The organism is Clostridium folliculivorans, from assembly GCF_024341905.1.
Lineage (GTDB): Bacteria > Bacillota > Clostridia > Clostridiales > Clostridiaceae > Clostridium_AR > Clostridium_AR folliculivorans.
Window position 1 is genome coordinate 532419 of record NZ_BQXY01000002.1, and the last position, 19986, is coordinate 552404.

The 19986-nt window shown below is 31.6% G+C and carries 17 protein-coding genes; 5 read left to right on the plus strand and 12 right to left on the minus strand.

Features of this window, described 5'->3' with window-relative positions; genetic code table 11:
* Positions 1–355 precede the first annotated feature (355 nt).
* Both OCU55_RS08865 and OCU55_RS08870 read right to left on the minus strand, forming a co-directional pair.
* On the minus strand, positions 356–1342 hold the full coding sequence (locus OCU55_RS08865) for an HD-GYP domain-containing protein (protein WP_261851945.1): 987 nt from the start codon (positions 1340–1342) through the stop codon (positions 356–358).
* 104 nt (positions 1343–1446) lie between these two features.
* Positions 1447–2325 (minus strand): SDR family NAD(P)-dependent oxidoreductase, encoded by an 879-nt coding sequence (locus tag OCU55_RS08870; protein ID WP_261851946.1) that lies wholly within the window; start codon positions 2323–2325, stop codon positions 1447–1449.
* 121 nt (positions 2326–2446) lie between these two features.
* Here OCU55_RS08870 and OCU55_RS08875 point away from each other — a divergent pair, with 121 nt between their 5' ends.
* Entirely contained in the window at positions 2447–2905 is a 459-nt protein-coding gene (locus OCU55_RS08875) for a MarR family winged helix-turn-helix transcriptional regulator (RefSeq protein WP_261851947.1), read from the plus strand.
* Between the two features lie 222 nt (positions 2906–3127).
* Here the strand turns inward: OCU55_RS08875 and OCU55_RS08880 are convergent, their stop codons facing one another.
* The 9 genes from OCU55_RS08880 to OCU55_RS08920 form a co-directional block, all read right to left on the minus strand.
* Positions 3128–3520 carry an iron chaperone gene (locus tag OCU55_RS08880; RefSeq protein ID WP_261851948.1) on the minus strand — a complete coding sequence of 131 codons (393 nt, stop codon included), beginning with the start codon at positions 3518–3520 and terminating at the stop codon, positions 3128–3130.
* 133 nt (positions 3521–3653) lie between these two features.
* Positions 3654–4676 (minus strand): spore photoproduct lyase, encoded by a 1023-nt coding sequence (splB, locus tag OCU55_RS08885; RefSeq protein WP_261852205.1) that lies wholly within the window; start codon positions 4674–4676, stop codon positions 3654–3656.
* Between the two features lie 563 nt (positions 4677–5239).
* The gene (locus OCU55_RS08890; protein WP_261851949.1) at positions 5240–6142 is read right to left on the minus strand and encodes an AraC family transcriptional regulator; all 903 of its coding nucleotides are present in this window, start codon (positions 6140–6142) and stop codon (positions 5240–5242) included.
* A 430-nt stretch (positions 6143–6572) separates the two neighbouring features.
* Positions 6573–7556 (minus strand): D-isomer specific 2-hydroxyacid dehydrogenase family protein, encoded by a 984-nt coding sequence (locus tag OCU55_RS08895; RefSeq protein WP_261851950.1) that lies wholly within the window; start codon positions 7554–7556, stop codon positions 6573–6575.
* 295 nt (positions 7557–7851) lie between these two features.
* Entirely contained in the window at positions 7852–8409 is a 558-nt protein-coding gene (locus OCU55_RS08900) for a GNAT family N-acetyltransferase (protein ID WP_261851951.1), read from the minus strand.
* Between the two features lie 92 nt (positions 8410–8501).
* Positions 8502–8999 (minus strand): prolyl-tRNA synthetase associated domain-containing protein, encoded by a 498-nt coding sequence (locus tag OCU55_RS08905; RefSeq protein ID WP_261852206.1) that lies wholly within the window; start codon positions 8997–8999, stop codon positions 8502–8504.
* Between the two features lie 285 nt (positions 9000–9284).
* Positions 9285–10232: a glycoside hydrolase family 43 protein gene (locus OCU55_RS08910; RefSeq protein ID WP_261851952.1), complete on the minus strand. Its 948-nt coding sequence runs from the start codon at positions 10230–10232 to the stop codon at positions 9285–9287.
* 426 nt (positions 10233–10658) lie between these two features.
* On the minus strand, positions 10659–11909 hold the full coding sequence (locus tag OCU55_RS08915) for a dicarboxylate/amino acid:cation symporter (protein ID WP_261851953.1): 1251 nt from the start codon (positions 11907–11909) through the stop codon (positions 10659–10661).
* A gap of 120 nt (positions 11910–12029) precedes the next feature.
* A complete protein-coding gene (locus OCU55_RS08920; RefSeq protein ID WP_261851954.1) occupies positions 12030–13478 on the minus strand; it encodes a UDP-N-acetylmuramoyl-L-alanyl-D-glutamate--2,6-diaminopimelate ligase in 1449 nt (482 codons plus the stop codon).
* Positions 13479–13703: 225 nt separating this feature from the next.
* Here OCU55_RS08920 and OCU55_RS08925 point away from each other — a divergent pair, with 225 nt between their 5' ends.
* On the plus strand, positions 13704–14567 hold the full coding sequence (locus OCU55_RS08925; protein WP_261851955.1) for an AraC family transcriptional regulator: 864 nt from the start codon (positions 13704–13706) through the stop codon (positions 14565–14567).
* Positions 14568–14835: 268 nt separating this feature from the next.
* On the opposite strand, the gene OCU55_RS08930 is transcribed toward OCU55_RS08925, so the two are convergent.
* The gene (locus OCU55_RS08930) at positions 14836–15120 is read right to left on the minus strand and encodes a 50S ribosomal protein L7/L12 (protein WP_261851956.1); all 285 of its coding nucleotides are present in this window, start codon (positions 15118–15120) and stop codon (positions 14836–14838) included.
* 621 nt (positions 15121–15741) lie between these two features.
* Here OCU55_RS08930 and OCU55_RS08935 point away from each other — a divergent pair.
* The 3 genes from OCU55_RS08935 (at position 15742) to OCU55_RS08945 (ending at position 19943) form a co-directional block, all read left to right on the plus strand.
* Positions 15742–17649 (plus strand): acyl-CoA dehydrogenase family protein, encoded by a 1908-nt coding sequence (locus tag OCU55_RS08935; RefSeq protein WP_261851957.1) that lies wholly within the window; start codon positions 15742–15744, stop codon positions 17647–17649.
* Positions 17650–17818: 169 nt separating this feature from the next.
* On the plus strand, positions 17819–19018 hold the full coding sequence (locus OCU55_RS08940) for an FprA family A-type flavoprotein (RefSeq protein ID WP_261851958.1): 1200 nt from the start codon (positions 17819–17821) through the stop codon (positions 19016–19018).
* Positions 19019–19328: 310 nt separating this feature from the next.
* Positions 19329–19943 (plus strand): DUF1847 domain-containing protein, encoded by a 615-nt coding sequence (locus OCU55_RS08945; protein WP_261851959.1) that lies wholly within the window; start codon positions 19329–19331, stop codon positions 19941–19943.
* The last annotated feature ends 43 nt before the right edge of the window (positions 19944–19986 follow it).

Genomic DNA, 19986 nt, shown 5'->3' on the forward strand with positions numbered 1-19986 from the left:
TTCCTACACTATTAATAGTTATTATGCTGATTTTTACGAAATAAAAACATTCTAAAATATATATATGTTTAAGAATATTATTAAAATTAAAAGCTTGTGAAGGAGAAGATTAAATACGGTGCTTTAATAGTTATTAAAATACAAATATTCTTAAAGATGATATATAACAAGGTAAGAGATAGCCGTAGAAACTATAAATTCAGCTTACATATATTTAAAGGAAGGAACTTTTATAATATCTTAAAAGCTCCTTCCCATAATCATTATAATGATTTTCAATTTTTCTTCACTTATATTTATACGGATGTAATACTTCATAATAAAATTTATATTTTCAAATTGATGTTGTCCATCTTTATATAATAACTTCTTCAATGAAAAGCGTAAGATTTTCAGCTTCAATCAAGTTACAGAATCTATATCCTTCATCATTTTTAACTATTAGCACCGGTCTAGTTGTGGCACCTTTATTTTGCATAACCACTAAGCCTGTAAGTCCGTTATTTAGCCTAACTTGCAATCCATTTGGATAGCAGTATATTGAATGCAAAAAATCCTTGTAGATTTCTTCACTATATTTGGTTACTGCTTCGGTTGTAATCTTCTCTATAGCTACATGAGGAAGAATTGATTTTTCTCCACTTATGTAGTTTATATAATCATTACATATGCCAAGTATCTTGGCAAATTCATGAATCTTCTCTCCAATTGCTCCAAACAGGCCTGACCCATCTTCTCTTTCATACATATAATAAACAGCCATATACGTTGTTGACATAATGGATGGATTTCTTTTTAGTATCTCTTGTGCTTTTTTTACATGATGCTTTTCACTTGTAAATAACTTACCTATATCATGAAGCAGAGCTGCAATACCTAGCTTTAATATCTTTTTCTCATCATATTTTTTTCTAATGCCAACCATTAGACATAGAGTCGCAACATCTAACGAATGGATTGCTAATCTAGAAATCTCATCATTTGGCACTATATTACTTATCAATGCAGCATTTTCTGATAAGTTTATATTTTCCATAATTTCTTTAACAACTTGAGACACCTTCATCTCATTTATGTACTCTCTGCTTTTTGCCTCATCATATATTAACTTTAAAGCTTTTACTGCTTCGAACTTTGCAGGAGTCGCCAATACCTCCTGTAAATCAAATTCATCATTTCCATCTTCTATATATACTGTAGCAACCCCTGTTTTTTTCAGCATAAAAATAGCGCGAGAAGTTATCTTATTTCCTTTATTTAAATACATTATACCACTTTCAGTATATATAGGATTCGCTAAAACCTCACCTATTAATTTATCACTGGCTAAAACTAGCTTCATCTTATCACCTCTTTAAATACAATCCATGTATTTATAAAGATAACATAAAACTCAATACATTTGTGAATTATATTAAACTTTTTTCTTGGTCTATATGTAAAATTTTACTTCTGCAGTAATCCTCTTGATTTAAATATTTCTTCAGTATAAGCCCAGAGCTTCTTTTCAATCTCCTCATCTCCACAAGGATAGATAGGATTAATAGATTTACCAGTACCTACATTAAAATATCCTCCAGTTACCTCTTTATACTTAGATTCTGTGGCTATTCTAACTATTATGTCGGCACCTCTTTTCGGGTCTCCTATATGTAAAAAGTTTAAAATGCGTTCAAGCACTGAGGCAAAAGCAAGTTCTCTGCCTAGTCCTGTGACATTAAATCCCGGATTAAGAGCATTTACTGTAACCCCAGTCCCTGAAAACGTACGTGCAAGTTCTCCCGTAAACATAATATCAAGTAGTTTAGTTTTCCCATAAAGTGAAGATGATTCTCTTGCAGTAAAGGTAGATGTATCCATTAAATCCTCAGGGAGTTTAAGTTTTCCATGATTACGTGATGCCTCTGATGCTACATTCACCACTGTAGCTGCTCCCGAATTTCTTAATATCTTCTGCAATGTGTGAGTCAATAACCAAGGAGCTAAATAATTAACTGCTATCATCTCTGAAAAGCCATCTTCAGTTATTCTTTGCTCAAAGGCATGTAACCCTGCATTATTTATAAGTATATCTATACTTGAATATGTATTACTAATCTCATCTCCTATTCTTTTTACATCTTTCATTGATGACAAGTCTCCATAAAAGAAATCAACCTTCACCTCTGGATTTATACTTTTTAGCATACTCTTAGTTTCTTCCGCTTTACTTTTACTCCTAGCAGTCAAAACAAGGTGAAAGTCTCTCTTTGCTAATTCAGTTGCAACCAGTTGCCCAAGACCACTTGTGGCACCAGTTAATACAATTATAGATTGCTTTTTCATAATAATCTCCTCCATATTTCCTTGACTTATAGCCTTCAAAGAATTATATTTGATATATGTCAACTATATGTTTTTATTTGATATATGTCAATTAATTTTATTAATTTATACGAGGTAAATTATGGATAAAACTATTACAACACAAAATGATAAAAGATTAGATTTGGAAGCAAAGTTAGGTAGACAATTAAATATGCTCCTAAGCGCCTCTCATGCACTGAATGTGAGAACTGCAGCATGTTTTGATAACTCTTTGCAGCCTGCATCATTTCTTCTTATACGATGGCTGTTCACATACGGGCCAACTAGCGCTACCGCTCTAGCAGAATCAACAGCCATGGACCGCAGCTCAGTGAGTCGTCTTGTTAATCAATTAAAAAAATTAGGATATGTAAGTAGTGAATCTTCTCCTGAGGATCGCAGAGGTGTATTGCTATCTTTAACTGAACTAGGAAGACAAAAAACTATAGGCGCTCTAAAAGAAAAAGAATCTGCTTTTTATGAACGTATATCAAATTGGGATGATTCTAAACTTGCAAGCTTTGTTGATCTTCTTAATGATTTTAATAAGGATGAGTAAAATTGAACAGTTAAATAAGTTATATTTACTGATGTTATAAAAAGCTATGGTACACACTTGAAATTACTAGATTTAGATAGCATCAAAATCTTATAATTTCCTACACAGCAAAAAAGAGATTATTATATTAATCTCTTTTTATATAGTTAATATTAAAATGGTAAAAATCGTACTATATTACGTACAATTTATTCAGTAATTTTCTAGACTACTTTTCATTAACTACTTCTTTTTCTTAATTACTCTTTCTTCTGCTTTCTTTATGTTTTCAACCACTCTGTATTTAACCATTCTACTTATTAATTCATAAGGAAGTGGTTCACTTTTAGGAAATTGTACTGCACCTTTAGAATTTTTATACCCAGTTAGTTCATTTTGAAAAGCCTCAATTCCACTAGAGGTAGGATAAAAACCTATATGATTTTTAAAAGCTGCAAAATGAACCAAATTTCCATGGAGGAAAAAAGTAGGCATCTGATAACTAATCTTTTCAGTTGCTTCTGGTGCCGCTTCTTTTATTACTTTTCTTAAGTTTTTAAGAACTTCTTGAACCTCTTGTGGACAATTTAAAATATATTCATCAATTGATTCTATAGTTTTTTTGACGTCTTCCATTTTTACACCTTTCACTACACTAATTTATAAATAAGAATGATATAAAAACATACAATCTTGCATCTAATTTGTTTTGGTAATTTACAAATCAATACTCATATAGATAAATATATCTATCTTATCCTTATATAGATTATATAATATATTTAATTTCTTTGTTAGTAAATAATTCCTCTATTTCTTTCTTAAAAAACTCCTTTATCTCACTTAAACTTTCTTTAGGATAAACATATTTTCCATAACCAAATTGTCCGTATTTAAAACTTCTTTCCTCATTATTCATAGGAAGTTCACTGGTTGGAAACACTTGCAGTATTATATTCTTAGCTGTAGTTGTGTAACGATGTGATATAACCTCGAAGGTTACTGGATACTTTAGATCTTTTGGAAGCTTACTTTTTAATTCTACCAATAGGTCATGATACTCTTCTTTCCAACTTTCATATATAAAAACAGGTGCAATTAAAAATCCTGTAGGATATCCCGCTTCAGCCACCTTCATGCTAGCCTCTATTCTCTTATCTCTAGAAGCTGTCATATGCTCAAATTTATTTATAATAGTGTTTGTATTAATACTAAACCTTATCTCTGTGTGTCCATTATGTTCTAACTTAAGCAGTGAATCTACATCATTATATTTTGTTACAAATCTAAATCTAGCATTTTCACTTTTGCCAAAGTAGGTTATTGCCTTCTCTAAAGAATGAGTGTATGGCTCTACAACGATTGGATCAGAGGTTGCTGATCCTTCAAATATGGTAATTTCAGGCGACCTCTCATCAATGTATTTCTGAGCTTGACTTAGAATTTCATCAATATTTACATGAACTTTTACAAACGGTTTATCACCAAGTTTTGTATTTAAATAGCAATATTCACATTGTCCCATACATCCAGACACCAAAGGGAGCTGATAATGAGCTGAAGGTTTACAAGATTGAAACTTTAAACTTTTCTTAGTTCCAATAACCATAGTTCTTTTACCCTCACTATATTGGGATGAAATGTCTTCACCTGGTATATGTTGTTTTATTTTATTAGAATTTAAATTTATAATTTCCACATGGGTATTATGCTTAAATTTATCAAGAATGTGCTTCCCCATATCATATTCTAGTGAATCTTTCTCAAATATTACTCTTTTAGGCTTGAACATATCTTTACATAATAAATAAGCTAAAACGCTGTATTTATTTACTCCTCTCGCGGTTTTAATAAAAACACTCCTTCTATATTTACAAGTCAAATCATAAAAGATTACTCCTGTTCACTTTAAAACATATTGTTATTTTATTATTATTCACTTAATTCTAAAAATTATATGCACTTAATAACTCAAAATATATTCATAAGGCTCTATATTATAATTTGATTTATAATTGCTAAAACTCACGTCTTGTGGAGATTTTCCGATATATATAAATTAGTAAAGTCATTACATTTTTTATACATCTGCCTTTCCCAATGTATATGAGAAAAATATGGAAGGCGAATAAGTTTTATTTTTTACTGTATAGCTAAAACTTATAAAAGCATTGAAATATGTAGATTTATCGAGTACAAAAGTTTTACACTTTCCTACTGAAAAGACATGCTCTTTTTTATTCTACTTTTGTGAAGGCTTTGCATTCATTGGTGGTTCCTTTATAGTAAAAAAAGAAGATACACCAGCATCTTCTTTTTTAAACTTTTATACTATATTAAATTTCCAAATCCAAATTAAGCATGCTTCTTAACTACTGGTATCCACACTTCAGAGTAATTTCTGTCACCTTCCGCAGTATAGTATACTTCAAGTTCAGGTCCTTCTGCATGTTCGTATCCTGAGCTTGGGAACCACTCTGAAAAAATTCTTTCCCATATTGCTTGAATCTTTTCTACAACCTCTGAGCTTTTGTGTTCATCAGTTCTAAAAATTACCCATGTTAATGCCGGAACAGAGATAACTGAAAATTCACCTGGTACCTCAGCATTGCCATCCAGATCAAATACACCTATCATGTATGGGAAAGTCTCTTCACCAATTTCTCTGTAACACATGATTCCATTTACGTCAGTAACAAAGCCATCTTCTACAAGCTCTTTTGGCTGGGCTTTTACTAAGCGTTCTATTGTTCCATCCTTAAAACATTCTTGCCACAACTTAGGTATCCTAACTAGGTTATTCCCGTTAGTTGTATCCATGACTTCTTCTACTCCAAAAAATTTGAATGAATCCTTATCTACTATTTTATAATTCATCTCTACATCTCCTTTTATTGATATACTAAAAGAAATAGATGGATATGCTTTTAGCTGAGTTCCCTTTTCTCTAGCAAAGGTTGGTGAAACTCCATGTAAATTTTTAAAAGCTCTGGTAAAGGCTTCAGGAGATTCATATCCATACTTTAAGGCAACATCTATTACTTTTATACTTGAGCCCTGAAGTTCCAAAGCCGCTAAAGTAAGTCTTCTTCTCCTTATATATTCTGCTAAAGTTACATCAGTTATAAATGAGAACATTCTTTGAAAATGATATTCTGAACAGCATGCTATTTTAGCTACATCACTATAAGCAATATTATTTGTCAAGTTAACTTCAATATAACTTATAGCACTATTCATTTTTTCTAGCCAATCCATCTCCATCTCCCCTTCATTTACTATCATAACAAGATGTAATTTATATTACCTTGCATTTTCTGCACTATTTAGCAAGCATTATCCATTTGCAATCTGAAAGCGTTTTATACTTAGTGATTATTTACAAATATTATAGCATAAGAAAACTACATTGTTGTGCAAAACCCGCATTATTCCTATATATTTTTAAATTTTTATATTGTTATAATTTTGTATATCAGTATTGAGCTAAGGATACTGTTTATTAATAACGCTTTACATATATGATATTAAGATTATTTGTATAATAAAAAAAGTCGCTGAAGCAACCTTCTTCAGCGAGCTCTTTTTATGCATCTGTCTTTCCGAATGTACATGAGAAAAATCTGTCAGCAAATATACATTTTATAAATAGCTAAACTCAATATTTTTTGATTGAAGTATCACATATTTATCTAATCTCGTAATCACTTTCACCAGCATTGATGAAAGAAACTAAGCTAGTAATTGCGCTATTTACCATACTTGTAACCGCTGCATCAGTGTAAAAAGCCATATGCTGCGTCATTATTACATTTGGAAACTGTCTTAAGTAAGCCATGTCTCTATTGCTGATAATATCTGTACGTCTATCTATATGATATATTCCTTCTTCGTTTTCAAAAACATCTAGCCCTAGCGCACCTATTCTTCTAGTCTCAATACCGTTAATCAAGGCTGGAATATTCATCAATTCCCCTCTTGCACAGTTAATTAAAACCACATTATCCTTCATCATCTTTATAGATTCATCATTTATCATGTGATAAGTACTTTCTAATAACGGTGTATGAAGAGTTATAACGTCAGACTCTTTATATAATGTATCTAAATCCACATAAGTTGCTTTTTCTCTTACTATGTCATTCTCAAATTTATCGTAAGCTAATATTCTAGAACCAAACCCTTTTAGTCCGTCAATTACCGTCGCTCCTATCTTTCCAGTACCAATTACCCCAATAGTTAGATCCTTCATTTCTTTTCCTTGAAGTCCTACTAAGGAGTAATCATTAACATTTCCTCTAAACATAGCTTGTTTATAATGTCTTATACACATAAGTATAAGCATTATAGTATAGTCAGCTACACCGTTTGGCGCATAATAAGCATTACTAACTCTTATGCCTTTACTTTTTGCATATTCAACATCAATATTGTTATATCCAACAGTTCTTGTAGCAATATACTTGATATTTAATTCATCTAATTTATCCAAAACTGCTGGAGTTACATGACTGTGTCCTAAAATAGTCACACCGTCAAATCCCTTAGCTAGTTCTGCAGTTTTCTCATTCAATTTCTCATCTACTAAAGTTATTTCTACTTTAAGTTTTTTTGATATTGCATCAAAATCATTTCTTTCATCATCTCTTGTATCATAGGATATTAACTTCATAAAATAACCTCTCTTTTGCTGGATTTTCAATTATTTAAATTTATATATAATAATATTTATTATTATTTTAGCTAATAACTTAAAATTAAAATTTTAACCAAAACAATTATACTATATATTTTACTAGGGAACTATTGACATTTCAGATTTTCTGATATATTTCGTTAAACATATCTAGTAAAATGCTAATCTGCAAATAAAACAGGTAAGTTTTTGCCAAAATAAAAAGACTCGCTTTTATGAGTCTTTTTTACTATTGTGAACTAAATTATAGTTTATCTATTCTATTCAACTATCAAAACTTTAAATCAGAACTCAGTATTGAATATACTGCTAAATCGTAAAATTCTCCATACTTATTGATTTTAACCTGCCTCAATATTCCTTCAAAGCTCATTCCTGACTTTTGCATTACCCTTCCAGAGGCTATATTAAGAGTATTATGCCTGGCTTCTATTCTGTTCATGCCAATCTCTTCAAACAAATAGTCAATAACCACATCTAACGCTTCTGTCATAAATCCTTTTCCCCAAAATGTTCTTCCTATATTATACCCAGTAGCACAAGAAAGATGTTTTTCATCCAAACTCATTAGTGATATCTGACCGATTATCTCACTATTAGACTTTAATTCAATTGCCCAATTATAATAATTACTACTATATGCATTTACCCAACTTTCAACTATCTGCTTTGTCTCACTTAAATCTTTATGGGGATTCCAACTCAAGAATTTACACACTTCACTATCATTTGCCCAATTCTTAAACATACATTCCGCGTCACTTGGTTTAAATCTACGTAATAAAAGTCTATCAGTCTCTAAAGACTGTGTCCCCTTGTGTGTTAGCATTTTTTATACTCCTTCCATTAGCTCATTAAAGCATCGGCTGCCTAACTTTAACAAACTTTCATATGGTTATGTAAAAAACTATAAGTGATATTCTAATCTATATCTACATAAAGTATCTGATTCTTCTTCCACTTGATGAACTTCTCAAAATCTAGGTATGATACACCTATAGTAACAGTATTAATATTAGGATAGAAGGACACTATCTCAGCATTAGTTATATCTCTGTCTATTAAAACTACAACTTCACTTTCAGTATCATTTATTATTCCAAAAGGGCTTACAGATCCAGGCTTAAGTCCTAAATATTTAAATAATCTTTCCACTGAAGCAAAAGATAAACTACTACTTCCAATCTGTTTTGCTAGGGATTTTAAATCTACTTGTTTAGTTTCATCAAGAACAACAAGATAGTGAATATCACCTTTTCTATTCCTAAGAAAAAGATTTTTACAGAGTTGACCTTCTATATGTATACCTAAATTATTCGCTTCTTCTATAGTGTACACAGCATCATGTTCATGTCTATCATATTTGATCTCTAGTAAATCTAAAATATCATATACTTTTTGTTCAGTTTCAGTAAACATCATCTACTCCTCCAATAAAAGATTATATATAGTTATTAATTCTCACAGATCATATAACATATCTTCAATTTAGATAATTATAACATTCTTACACAGACTTGTAAGATGGTGCCTCTACAAACCTTTTTTTTAATATCCTTAAACATAAAGAAGTTCTCGACAATCATCGAGAACTTCTTTTTATTAATAAGAGATTGGGTAACATAGTTTATTAAGGCATTGGATGGCTAACTATTTAATTTCAACATAGTGCTTAAACAGCGCCTTTATTAAAGTTTTATTGGTTTATTCTAAATCAAAAACTGGTCTTCCTTCTGCATCCCATTTCAGTTTCATTACCATGGTATGACGATTGTAATCGTATAAAGGATTTCCTACAATTTTTTCGTATGGACGAGCATGATAAATAACTAAATCTTCTCCATTTTCTGAAACCGTAAAGCTATTATGACCAGGTCCAAATATATTTTTTTCTGGACAAGTTGAGAAAACCGGATATCTTGTCTTACTCCAAGACTGTGGATCTAATAAATCTGAAGCATCTGAAGCTTCTAATAATCCCATACAATATGCAGCTCCAGTAGAGCTTGCTGAAAAGGTTATAAATATCTTTCCATTTCTTTTGATTACCGCTGGGCCTTCATTTACCCAATAATCTACTCTTTCCCAATCATAGTCGGGAGTTGTTAAAAGTACTTGTACAGTTTTTAACTTTATAGGAGATTCCATTTCTGCTATATATAAATTAGAAATACCACCTTCTCCACCTACTTTTTGAGCCCAAACAATATATTTTCTACTATTATTTTCAAATACTGTAGCATCTAGAGAAAAGTCTGTAAACGAATACGGATCTACTTCTGCCTTCTGCATCATTCCTCTTTCAATCCAAGAATCTTTCATCGGATCATCTCCCGTACATTCTAAAACGAAAGGGCGTATCTTCCACACATCTTCTTTTTCTCCAGCTGCAAAATACACATACCATTTTTCATCTAGATAATGAAGTTCAGGTGCCCATATATGCTCGCTCATAACTCCAGACTCGCGTCTTTGCCAAATCTTTGTTGTTTCTGCCAAAGCTAGTCCATCTATAGTTTTAGCTCTTCTAAGCTCAATATAATCATAAGTCGGTACAGAAGCTGTAAAATAGTAATATCCATCTGTATGCTTGTATACATAAGGATCTGCCCTCTGCTCAATTAAAGGTTTAATAAAGCAATTTGTGACCATCAGTTCATTCCCCCTAGTTAATACACTAAAAATTAAATTATTTCATATTTAATTAAAATAATCTGTTGTAAAATCATTATATATCATTTTTTCATGAATTAACATCCTTTAGTTTAAACTTTATTAAAATGAACAAAACTATACCAGGACTTTTGTTTTAATATCTATGAGGGTGTTCTATTACCATTTTTTATCTTTCAGTTTTATAATATACATATCAAAAAAAATCTCGTTTCTAAGATCACCCCTACAACCTTGTAATATGGCTAACTTACCATATTCAATGAGACAAAAAAATAATCATTTCCTTCAATTTGATTGTATCTAAAGGAGATGATTATTAAAAATATATAAATTTAAAATTTGTAATTAATTTTTATTCAGATACTATCTTTTACATTTTACTAAATAAGTTCACCATTTCAATCAAACCTTCATTAGCCACTTTTTCCCATCAACAAATCTTGAAACTAACATTGCACATACAGTATTTCCCGTTGAGTTTAATACTGTTGCTGGTGCATCAATAATTGTACTAATAACAGCAATTATAGGTAGTGCTTCAATAGGGAATCCATAGATACTTATTATAAGCATTTCTCCAATCATTCCGCCGCCTGGTATTGCCCCCATAACAGCTCCTACTAAAAAACCAACGGCTAATATTGATAATAATACCTGTATACTATTAATATCTTTCCCAAATAATCCAAATAGAAATATTATTTTCAAAACACCACCAATAACAGATCCATCTTTATGAGTGTTGACTCCAAGAGGTATTACTGTTTCAGCTATATCCTTAGGTACACCTATCTTTTTTGTAGCTTCAAGATTAACCGGTATAGAAGCAGCACTTGAACAAGTAGCTAGAGCAGTTACTGTTGGTGATATTACATTTTTCCAGAAAGCTTTAAAACCTTCTTTTCCAGATGAAATATACGAATATACACTAAAAAATATAAAATAATTTATTATTGTTAATCCTAAATATAATAAAAACACTTTTAAATATCCCTGTAAGATTTGTGTTCCTAATTGCCCTACCACAGAAGCAAAATAACATGCAAGCCCTATTGGAGCATAGTACATAATAATATTAACTATTTTCATGATTATAGCTGTTACTGAATCAATAAACTTTCTTACTACTTCCCCTTTTTCTCCAACTAACGTTGTGGCTACTCCAAAAAATACAGAAAAGACTATAATTTGAAGCATATTATTCTTTGAAAACAACTCCGAGAAGTCACTAACAGTAAAGGTCTTTACTAGCTGCTGTGATAATGAAATGTTCTCAGTACTTTTACTAATATCAGCTCCCCCTTGAGACAATATATTTTTAATTGTATCAGAGTTTAATCCTTTAGTTGGATTAAATACAAGCGATCCTATTATAGCTAATACACCTGAGATAATTGCTGTAGATATAAACACTAAGATTATTGTTATCATTATTTTACCCAATCTATTTACACCACTCATATTTGCTATAGCAGATGCTACACTGAAAAAAACTAAAGGAACGATTATAGTAAACATTAGATTTAGAAATATTTGTCCAAAGGGTTCTAAAACTTTAGCTTTTGGTCCTAATACTACTCCAACAGCACCTCCTAATAATATTGATAATATAAGCATTAAAGACATCTTATAATTCTTAAAAAGACTTCTCATAATCTATAACTCCTTTTAATTTACTGTATTAATTTTCAATACTATATTTAACAGTTAGATCATGTTCAAGACTATTGTTGAAATCAGCTCTACCTAAAACTCACCAATAGAATTAATATTTTAAAGAAAGTTCCTAACTATTTCTTCATCACTAAAATGTATAGTTTCATACTTTAGTATCTGGTAGTTTTCATGACCCTTGCCAGCAATTATTACTGCATCCTTAGGTTCCGCAATATTAAGTGCTTTGAAGATTGCTTGCTTTCTGTCTTCTATCTTTTCGTACATACATCCAGTTTTAAGTAGACCTTTCTCAATATCATTAATTATTGAAGCTGGTTCTTCGCTTCTAGGATTGTCAGAAGTAATTATGCAGTAGTCACTTAGCTTACCAGCAACCTCTCCCATCAACGGTCTTTTACTAGCATCTCTATCACCACCACACCCAAACACTGTAATTATTTTGCCTTTAGTGATTTCTTTAACTGAAGTTAGTATGTTTTCAATAGCATCTGGTGAATGAGCATAGTCTACTACTGCTAAAATATCTTTGCTATTTTCTATAGCTTGAAATCTTCCCGGTACTCCTTTTATTTCTTTAACTGCATTTACAATGTCATCAATACTAAGATTTAGGCTATAACAACTTGCGATTGCTGCCAACGCATTATATACACTAAACCTTCCTGGTATATTAAGCTCTACTTTTCTTGCCTGATAATTATATTGAAGATTAAACCTCACGCCACAATTTGTATATTCAATATCTGTTGCTCTAAAATCACAATTTTTATCAATACCATAAGTTATTATTTCACAATTTGCAGTAGCTAAGATATCCTTTGAAAATGAATCATCTATATTTACCACTGCTTTCTTACACATACTAAATAGTTTCAATTTAGCATTTTTATAATTATCCATAGTGCCGTGTTCTTCTAAATGATCTTGCGTTAGATTAGTGAATACAGCAATATCAAATGCACATCCATAGACCCTATCTTGAGATAAAGCTGAAGATGTAACTTCAATGGTTGCATGGGTTGCTCCAAGTTCTAACATCTCTGCAAATGTTCCTTGAAGCTCTATTGCATCCGGCGTAGTTGGATTTAACTTTTTAATCTTTATTTTTTGTATGCCAACAGTATTTTGTATAGTGCCAATCACTCCACATTTTATCTCCAATACTTCGAGTATCTTTGAAACAAAATAACTCACAGAAGTTTTTCCGTTTGTACCAGTTATACCAACAGTCTTTAATCTACTTATAGGCCTATGATAAAAGTTCTGCGCTGCTAGCGACATTGACCTTCTTGCATCTTTTACTTTTATTACTGCAATATTATTTTGTATACCATTAATCTCATGTTCTACCATCAAGGCTATAGCACCGCTACTTACTGCATCAAATACAAAATCATGTCTATCTACATTTCTATTTCTTACAGCGATAAAAAGTGAATTTTCGCCTACATCCCTAGAATCCCAAGTTAAACTCTCTATGTCTAAATCATCACTTCCACTTAACATCTCATAGTCTATTCCTTCTAAAACTTCATATAACTTCATTACAGTTCCTCCAATTTATTTTCAGCAGTATTTATCATCAAGATTTAGACGATTCTTACGTGCCTTTTCTCTTACTATATTTATATTATATTCTCAACTTTTGCAGATTTTCTTGAATTAAATGCTTATTATATTGCATAAAGTGCTATAATTTATAGATAGACATGTTCCAAAGGGTTAATCGAAAGACGATATGATATTTTAATAAAATCTGAGGTGTTTATATTGAATGAAAGTATTTCTACAGAAAAAATAAAGAGAGGTTATCTTAATGATGATTTTCTTTTCTTCAACCTTAAAGATCAGAAAAAAAATGACTTTGAGGTTCATTACCACGACTTTGATAAAATAATTATCTTTATCTCAGGAGATGTCACATATATCATTGAAGGAAAATCCTATAAACTTAGACCTTGGGACGTATTATTAGTTGGCAAAAACGACCTTCATCTTCCTATAATAAGTCAAACTGAACCATATGAAAGAATAATATTTTGGTTAAATCCATTATTTTTAGAAAAGCAAAATATGAATAACTGCGATCTTCTCAGCTGCTTTCAAATAGCCTCTGAAAGAAAACTTAACCTTATTAGATTAAATATAAAGCAGATAGAGCTGCTAAAGAAAAACTTACAGGAGCTTAAGGATGAAATACAGGACAAATCTTTTGGAAGTACCATACTGAAAAACGCCTTATTTATACAGTTCATGGTTAAAATCAATAGATTTTTCTTAGATATGAATACAGATAAAAACATTGATGATATTAAATATGATCCTAGAATAGAGTCTATTTTAAGCTTCATTAACTCGAATTTAGAGAAGGACATCTCTATAGAAATGCTATCAAATATCTTTTATCTTAATAAGTATTACCTTATGCATTTGTTTAAGAAAGAAACTGGTTACACCCTCTATGGCTATATACAAAAGAAAAGAACTAAAAGAGCTGCTGATCTTCTAAAAACCGGTATGCAAGCCGGAGAAGTGTGTTCACTTTGCGGATTTATAGATTATTCTAGTTTCGTAAGAGCTTTCAAAAAAGAATTTCAATTATCTCCAAAGCAGTATTATAAGGCTAGTCTATAAGCCTACTTTATAGATAAATTACTTCCTATTGAAATCTATCCCAATAAAGATTCATAAAACCATCGAAATCTTTATTGGTAGTTTAAGTATCTAAGTAGTTTATCTGTATGGATGTACCAGTTTCAAATAAATTTTATCTATAGCAACACCTATCTCACTAGTTTTTGTCGCTAAAGAGTGAAATCTTAAGGAAAATTCAAAATTAAAGCAAACTTTAAGGCAAGCCATTATAGCTTACCTTATCAAACTTTTAAAAACTTCGAACTTCTTAGCTTTTAAGTTTTTCACATAATAAATCGATATGCTCTTTGGCCTCTTTTAAGCCTGATCTGGTGGATTGTCTATATACTTTAATTGCTTTAATCTTTTTCCCTTCTAAAATAAGGCTTTCAATTTCATCATCTACAGATGTCTCTGGAACTCCAATTTGTTTAGCAATTCTTATTAAAATTTCATTTGTTCTTTTAACATCATTTTGCAATTGATTAATGCTTGATAATATAGTAGATAGCAACAAAGCTCCAATAATTATCCATATAAAGTTATTGTCCATATGTTTCCCTCCAAAAAATTTCTAACAATTAAAAATACAACAAGGTATTAAATATTTTAATAAACATACAATTCTCAATAATATAACACAAAAGACTCTTAACTAATAAAGCAATCAATTTGCATTAATTAGCCCTTACATCACGAAACATAAATGCATAAATCTACAACTGATCCTTGTACTGTTTACAATCACTAATTATATCTTACTTTTACATAAAATTACATACAAATAAATTAATCTAGGTTTAAGAATAACGCAAATAATTTTAAGGTTCTATTGTAAACCTTTAATAAATATATTTAGTATAGGAGGTTAATATATACATTAAATAGGTATACTTTTAACAAGGTATATTATGTAATATATGTATTAATGACAGGATTCCTAACCAATTTATTAATTTGCTTCTGTTTAATGATCATATAATTGATTATTTGACAAAACCACAAATTAAGTCTTTAGATAGGATTTCTATATAGGTTTCCAACTTCAATTATTAATTTATACATGTCCGAAAATCCTCAGAAAGCAGGATTTTCAAACAAGTATAAATTAAATTTTCGTAGAGGAACCCTATACCTCCATTCACTAAAATATTGATTTGAGGGAGGGAAATATATGTCTTTCAAAACCACAGAACAACATGAAATTTTAAGAAAAAAAATCAGAGAGTTTGCTGAAGAAGAGGTAAAGCCTATAGCATTCATGCTAGATCAAGAAAATAAATTTCCAACAAAGGCAGTTCATAAACTAGCTGAAATGGGGATGCTTGGTATACCCTATCCCAAAGAATATGGCGGAGCAGGTTTAGATGTAATTAGTTATGCCATAGCTGTAGAAGAATTATCAAGAGTTGATGGCGGCACAGGTGTTATCCTTTCTGCCCATACATCTTTAGGTACCTACCCAATAGCTGCTTATGGCAATGAAGATCAAAGACAAAAGTATTTAGTTCCTCTTGCTAAGGGAGAAAAACTTGGTGCCTTCGGTTTAACTGAAGAAAATGCAGGCAGCGATGCTGGTGGTACTGAAACCACAGCTGTACTAGAAGGTGATTATTATATTTTAAATGGTTCAAAAATCTTTATAACTAACGCTGGACAAGCTGATATATATGTTGTTTTCGCAGTTACAACCCCTAATATAGGCACAAAAGGCATTAGCGCTTTCATTGTTGAAAAAGACTCAGAAGGTTTTAGTTTTGGAAAACATTATGACAAAATGGGAATCCGCTCTTCTGCTACTGCAGAACTTATCTTCAACGATGTAAAAGTCCCTAAAGAAAATCTACTAGGCAAAGAGGGCGAAGGCTTTAAGATTGCTATGGCTACCTTAGATGGTGGTCGTATTGGTATAGCTGCCCAAGCTCTCGGAATTGCTCAAGGAGCTTATGAAAATGCACTTGAATATTCTAAAGAAAGAATTCAATTTGGTAAACCTATCTGTCAGCAGCAAATAATAGCCTTCAAGCTATCGGATATGGCAACAAAACTAAGAGCCGCTAGATTACTTATTTATAGCGCAGCAGAACTTAAGGAAAATCATGAGCACTATAGCATGGAAGCCGCTATGGCAAAACAGTATGCCTCAGATGTTTGCCTTGAAATTGTTAATGAAGCTCTTCAAATCTTTGGTGGCAGTGGTTATTTAAAAGGCATGGAGGTTGAACGTGCTTATAGAGATGCCAAGATTTGCACTATATATGAAGGAACTAACGAAATTCAGAGACTGGTTATCTCCTCTCATATCATCGGTAAGATGCCAAAAACTGAACATGTTAGCAAAGCTCCTCAGCATGAACCAGCAACAGGATATAGAAAGAAAGTAGTCTTTAAACAAGGTACTGCTGAAGAAAAGGTTGCTTCTCTTGTTAAAGCTTTAAAAGACGACGGATATGATTTCACTATAGGAATACCTTTAGATACTCCTATAAGTAAAGCAGATAGAGTTGTTAGTGCAGGTATGGGCATAGGTAAAAAAGAAAATATGCACTTAATAGAATCCCTGGCTGAGCAAGCTGGTGCTGCTATAGGTTCTTCTCGTCCTGTAGCTGAAACCCTTAAATACGTTCCTTTAAATCGTTATGTTGGCATGTCTGGCCAAAAATTCAACGGCAATCTTTATATTGCCTGTGGTATCTCTGGTGCTGGCCAACATCTAAAAGGTATAAAAGATGCTACTACTATCGTAGCTATAAATATAGATTCTAATGCAAAGATTTTCAAAAACGCTGACTATGGGATAGTTGGGGATTTAAATGAAATTCTTCCACTACTAACCGCAGCCTTAGACAACGGTGAACCAAAAAAAGCTGCTCCTCCAATGAAAAAGATGAAGAAAATTATTCAAAAGAAAGTAGCTCATGCATGGAAACATTATGTCTGCAACGGATGCGGTTACGAGTATGATCCTGCTATGGGTGATACTGAAGGAGAAATAACCCCTGGAACAATATTTGAAAACATACCAGAAGAATGGGCTTGTCCTTCTTGCGGGGAAGAAAAGACAATGTTCATTGAAGTGTGATATTCGTTATAGGGTTCCAACTTCAACTATTAAGTTATGCATGCCTAAAATTCATAGGTGCATGATTTTCGAACATGCATAACTTAAGTTTTCGTAATGGAACCCTATAGAAAGATAGATAGCTTTCTATCAAAGTTCACAATCAATTTATACAAGGAGGATTAAATTCATGTATTGTGTTAGAGAAATAACTGAGGATTTATATTGGATTGGTGGCAACGATCGCCGCCTTGCTCTATTTGAAAACATTCACCCTATACCAAGTGGTGTTTCCTATAATTCTTACCTTTTGTTAGATGATAAGTCTGTACTATTCGATACTGTAGATTGGTCAATCTGCAGACAGTTTCTAGAGAATATTAATGCTGTTTTAGGAAAAAGACCTCTCAATTACATGGTAATAAATCACGTTGAACCGGACCACGCCGCATGTATAGAAGAGATTATTCTTCGATATCCTGAAACCAAAATCATATGCACAGAAAAAGCCTCATTGTTTATGCATCAATTCGGATTCCATATAGATGACAAAACAATAATAGTTAAAGAAGGCGACAAGATGTCTTTTGGAAAACATGAAGTTGTATTTGTGTCTGCTCCAATGGTACATTGGCCAGAAGCAATGGTAACCTATGATATCACAAGTGGTACATTATTTTCCGCAGATGCCTTTGGATCTTTTGGCTCTTTAGACGGTAAGTTATTTAATGATGAAGTTAATTATGACCGAAACTGGATTGAAGATGCTAGAAGATACTATACAAATATCGTAGGAAAATACGGACCACATGTTCAATCCTTACTAAAAAAAGCTAGTGGTCTAGATATAAAGCTCATTTGTCCACTCCATGGATTAGTATGGCGTAATGATTTTGGATACTTACTTGATAAATATGACAAATGGAGTCGTTATGAGCCTGAAGAAAAAGGTGTTATGATCGTCTATGGGACAATGTATGGTAATACTGAAGCGGCTGCTAATGACCTTGCAACCAGACTAGTCAAAAAAGGATTACGAAATGTAGTTATGTATGATGTTTCAAGTACTCATGTATCATACTTGATCTCAGAAACCTTCAAATATAGCCATGTAGTTTTAGCTTGTGTAACTTACAACCTAAACATTTACCCACCTATGCATAACTATCTAATGGATATGAAAGCATTAAATCTTCAAAAACGTACTTTCGGCCTTATAGAAAATGGTTCTTGGGCTCCTCAATCTGGAAGATTAATCCATGAGCATCTAGAAGGCATGAAAGAGATGACTATCTTAGATAATAGCATGTCCTTAAATTCTGCCATGAAAGAAAATGATTCAGACTCATTGGAGAATCTTGCAAACAGCCTTATTGAATCGCTAAATTAGAATAATCTAAACCAAATATAATAATTAAAGAAGGTCTATGATAATCATAATATCATAGGCCTTCTTTAATTTACCAATAAAATAAAAAGTATGAACTTTTAATTATACTTACACTTATCTTATCCACTAACACTACTCTTACTTCCCTGTGCCTCTACCCCATTTACTTTAAATAAAATTGCAAAATCAATTTTTCGAATTTCCCATATACCTTTTCTCTTTAATGGATTTATATTATACTATAATTACTAACATATATTGTATTAGCATACTATTAATTGCACTTATTCAGTTAAAAGGAGGTTTTTTCATGTATACTTGTGCTCTTTGTTCAAAGCATGTATGTAATAGTGGCGATATAGATAATGCACCCAAAAACTGTCCATGCATAAGTGAAAATATTGAGGATATAAAAGCATTATATAATGATGAAGAAAACTATAAGCTTGCCAAAGCTTCAGCATTAGTTGTCAGCGAAGATTATGGTGAAAAGACAAGATTAGAGGAAACAATGTCTTTTGCAAAAAGTTGTGGATATAAGAAAATCGGACTAGCCTTTTGCATAGGCCTTTCTAATGAAAGTAAAATTCTAAGTAAGATACTTGTACATAATGGTTTCGAAGTAAATTCAGTGATTTGCAAGAACGGACATATCTCCAAAAATCTAATTGAAATAAATAATAGCAAAGTTCCTATGTGCAACCCAATTGGTCAAGCATTATTCTTAAACGACGATAATACAGAACTTAATATAATTTTAGGTTTATGTGTAGGACATGATTCTTTGTTTATTAAATATTCTGAAGCACCTGTAACTGTATTCGCTGTAAAGGATAGAGTCCTTTGTCACAATCCTCTAGCGGTAGTTTATCAGGCTGATGCCTATTATAAAGAAAGATTATTCCCTAAAAACATAGGCAAATAAAATAAGCTAAGGGTATGAATAATACTCCTAGCTTATTTTATTC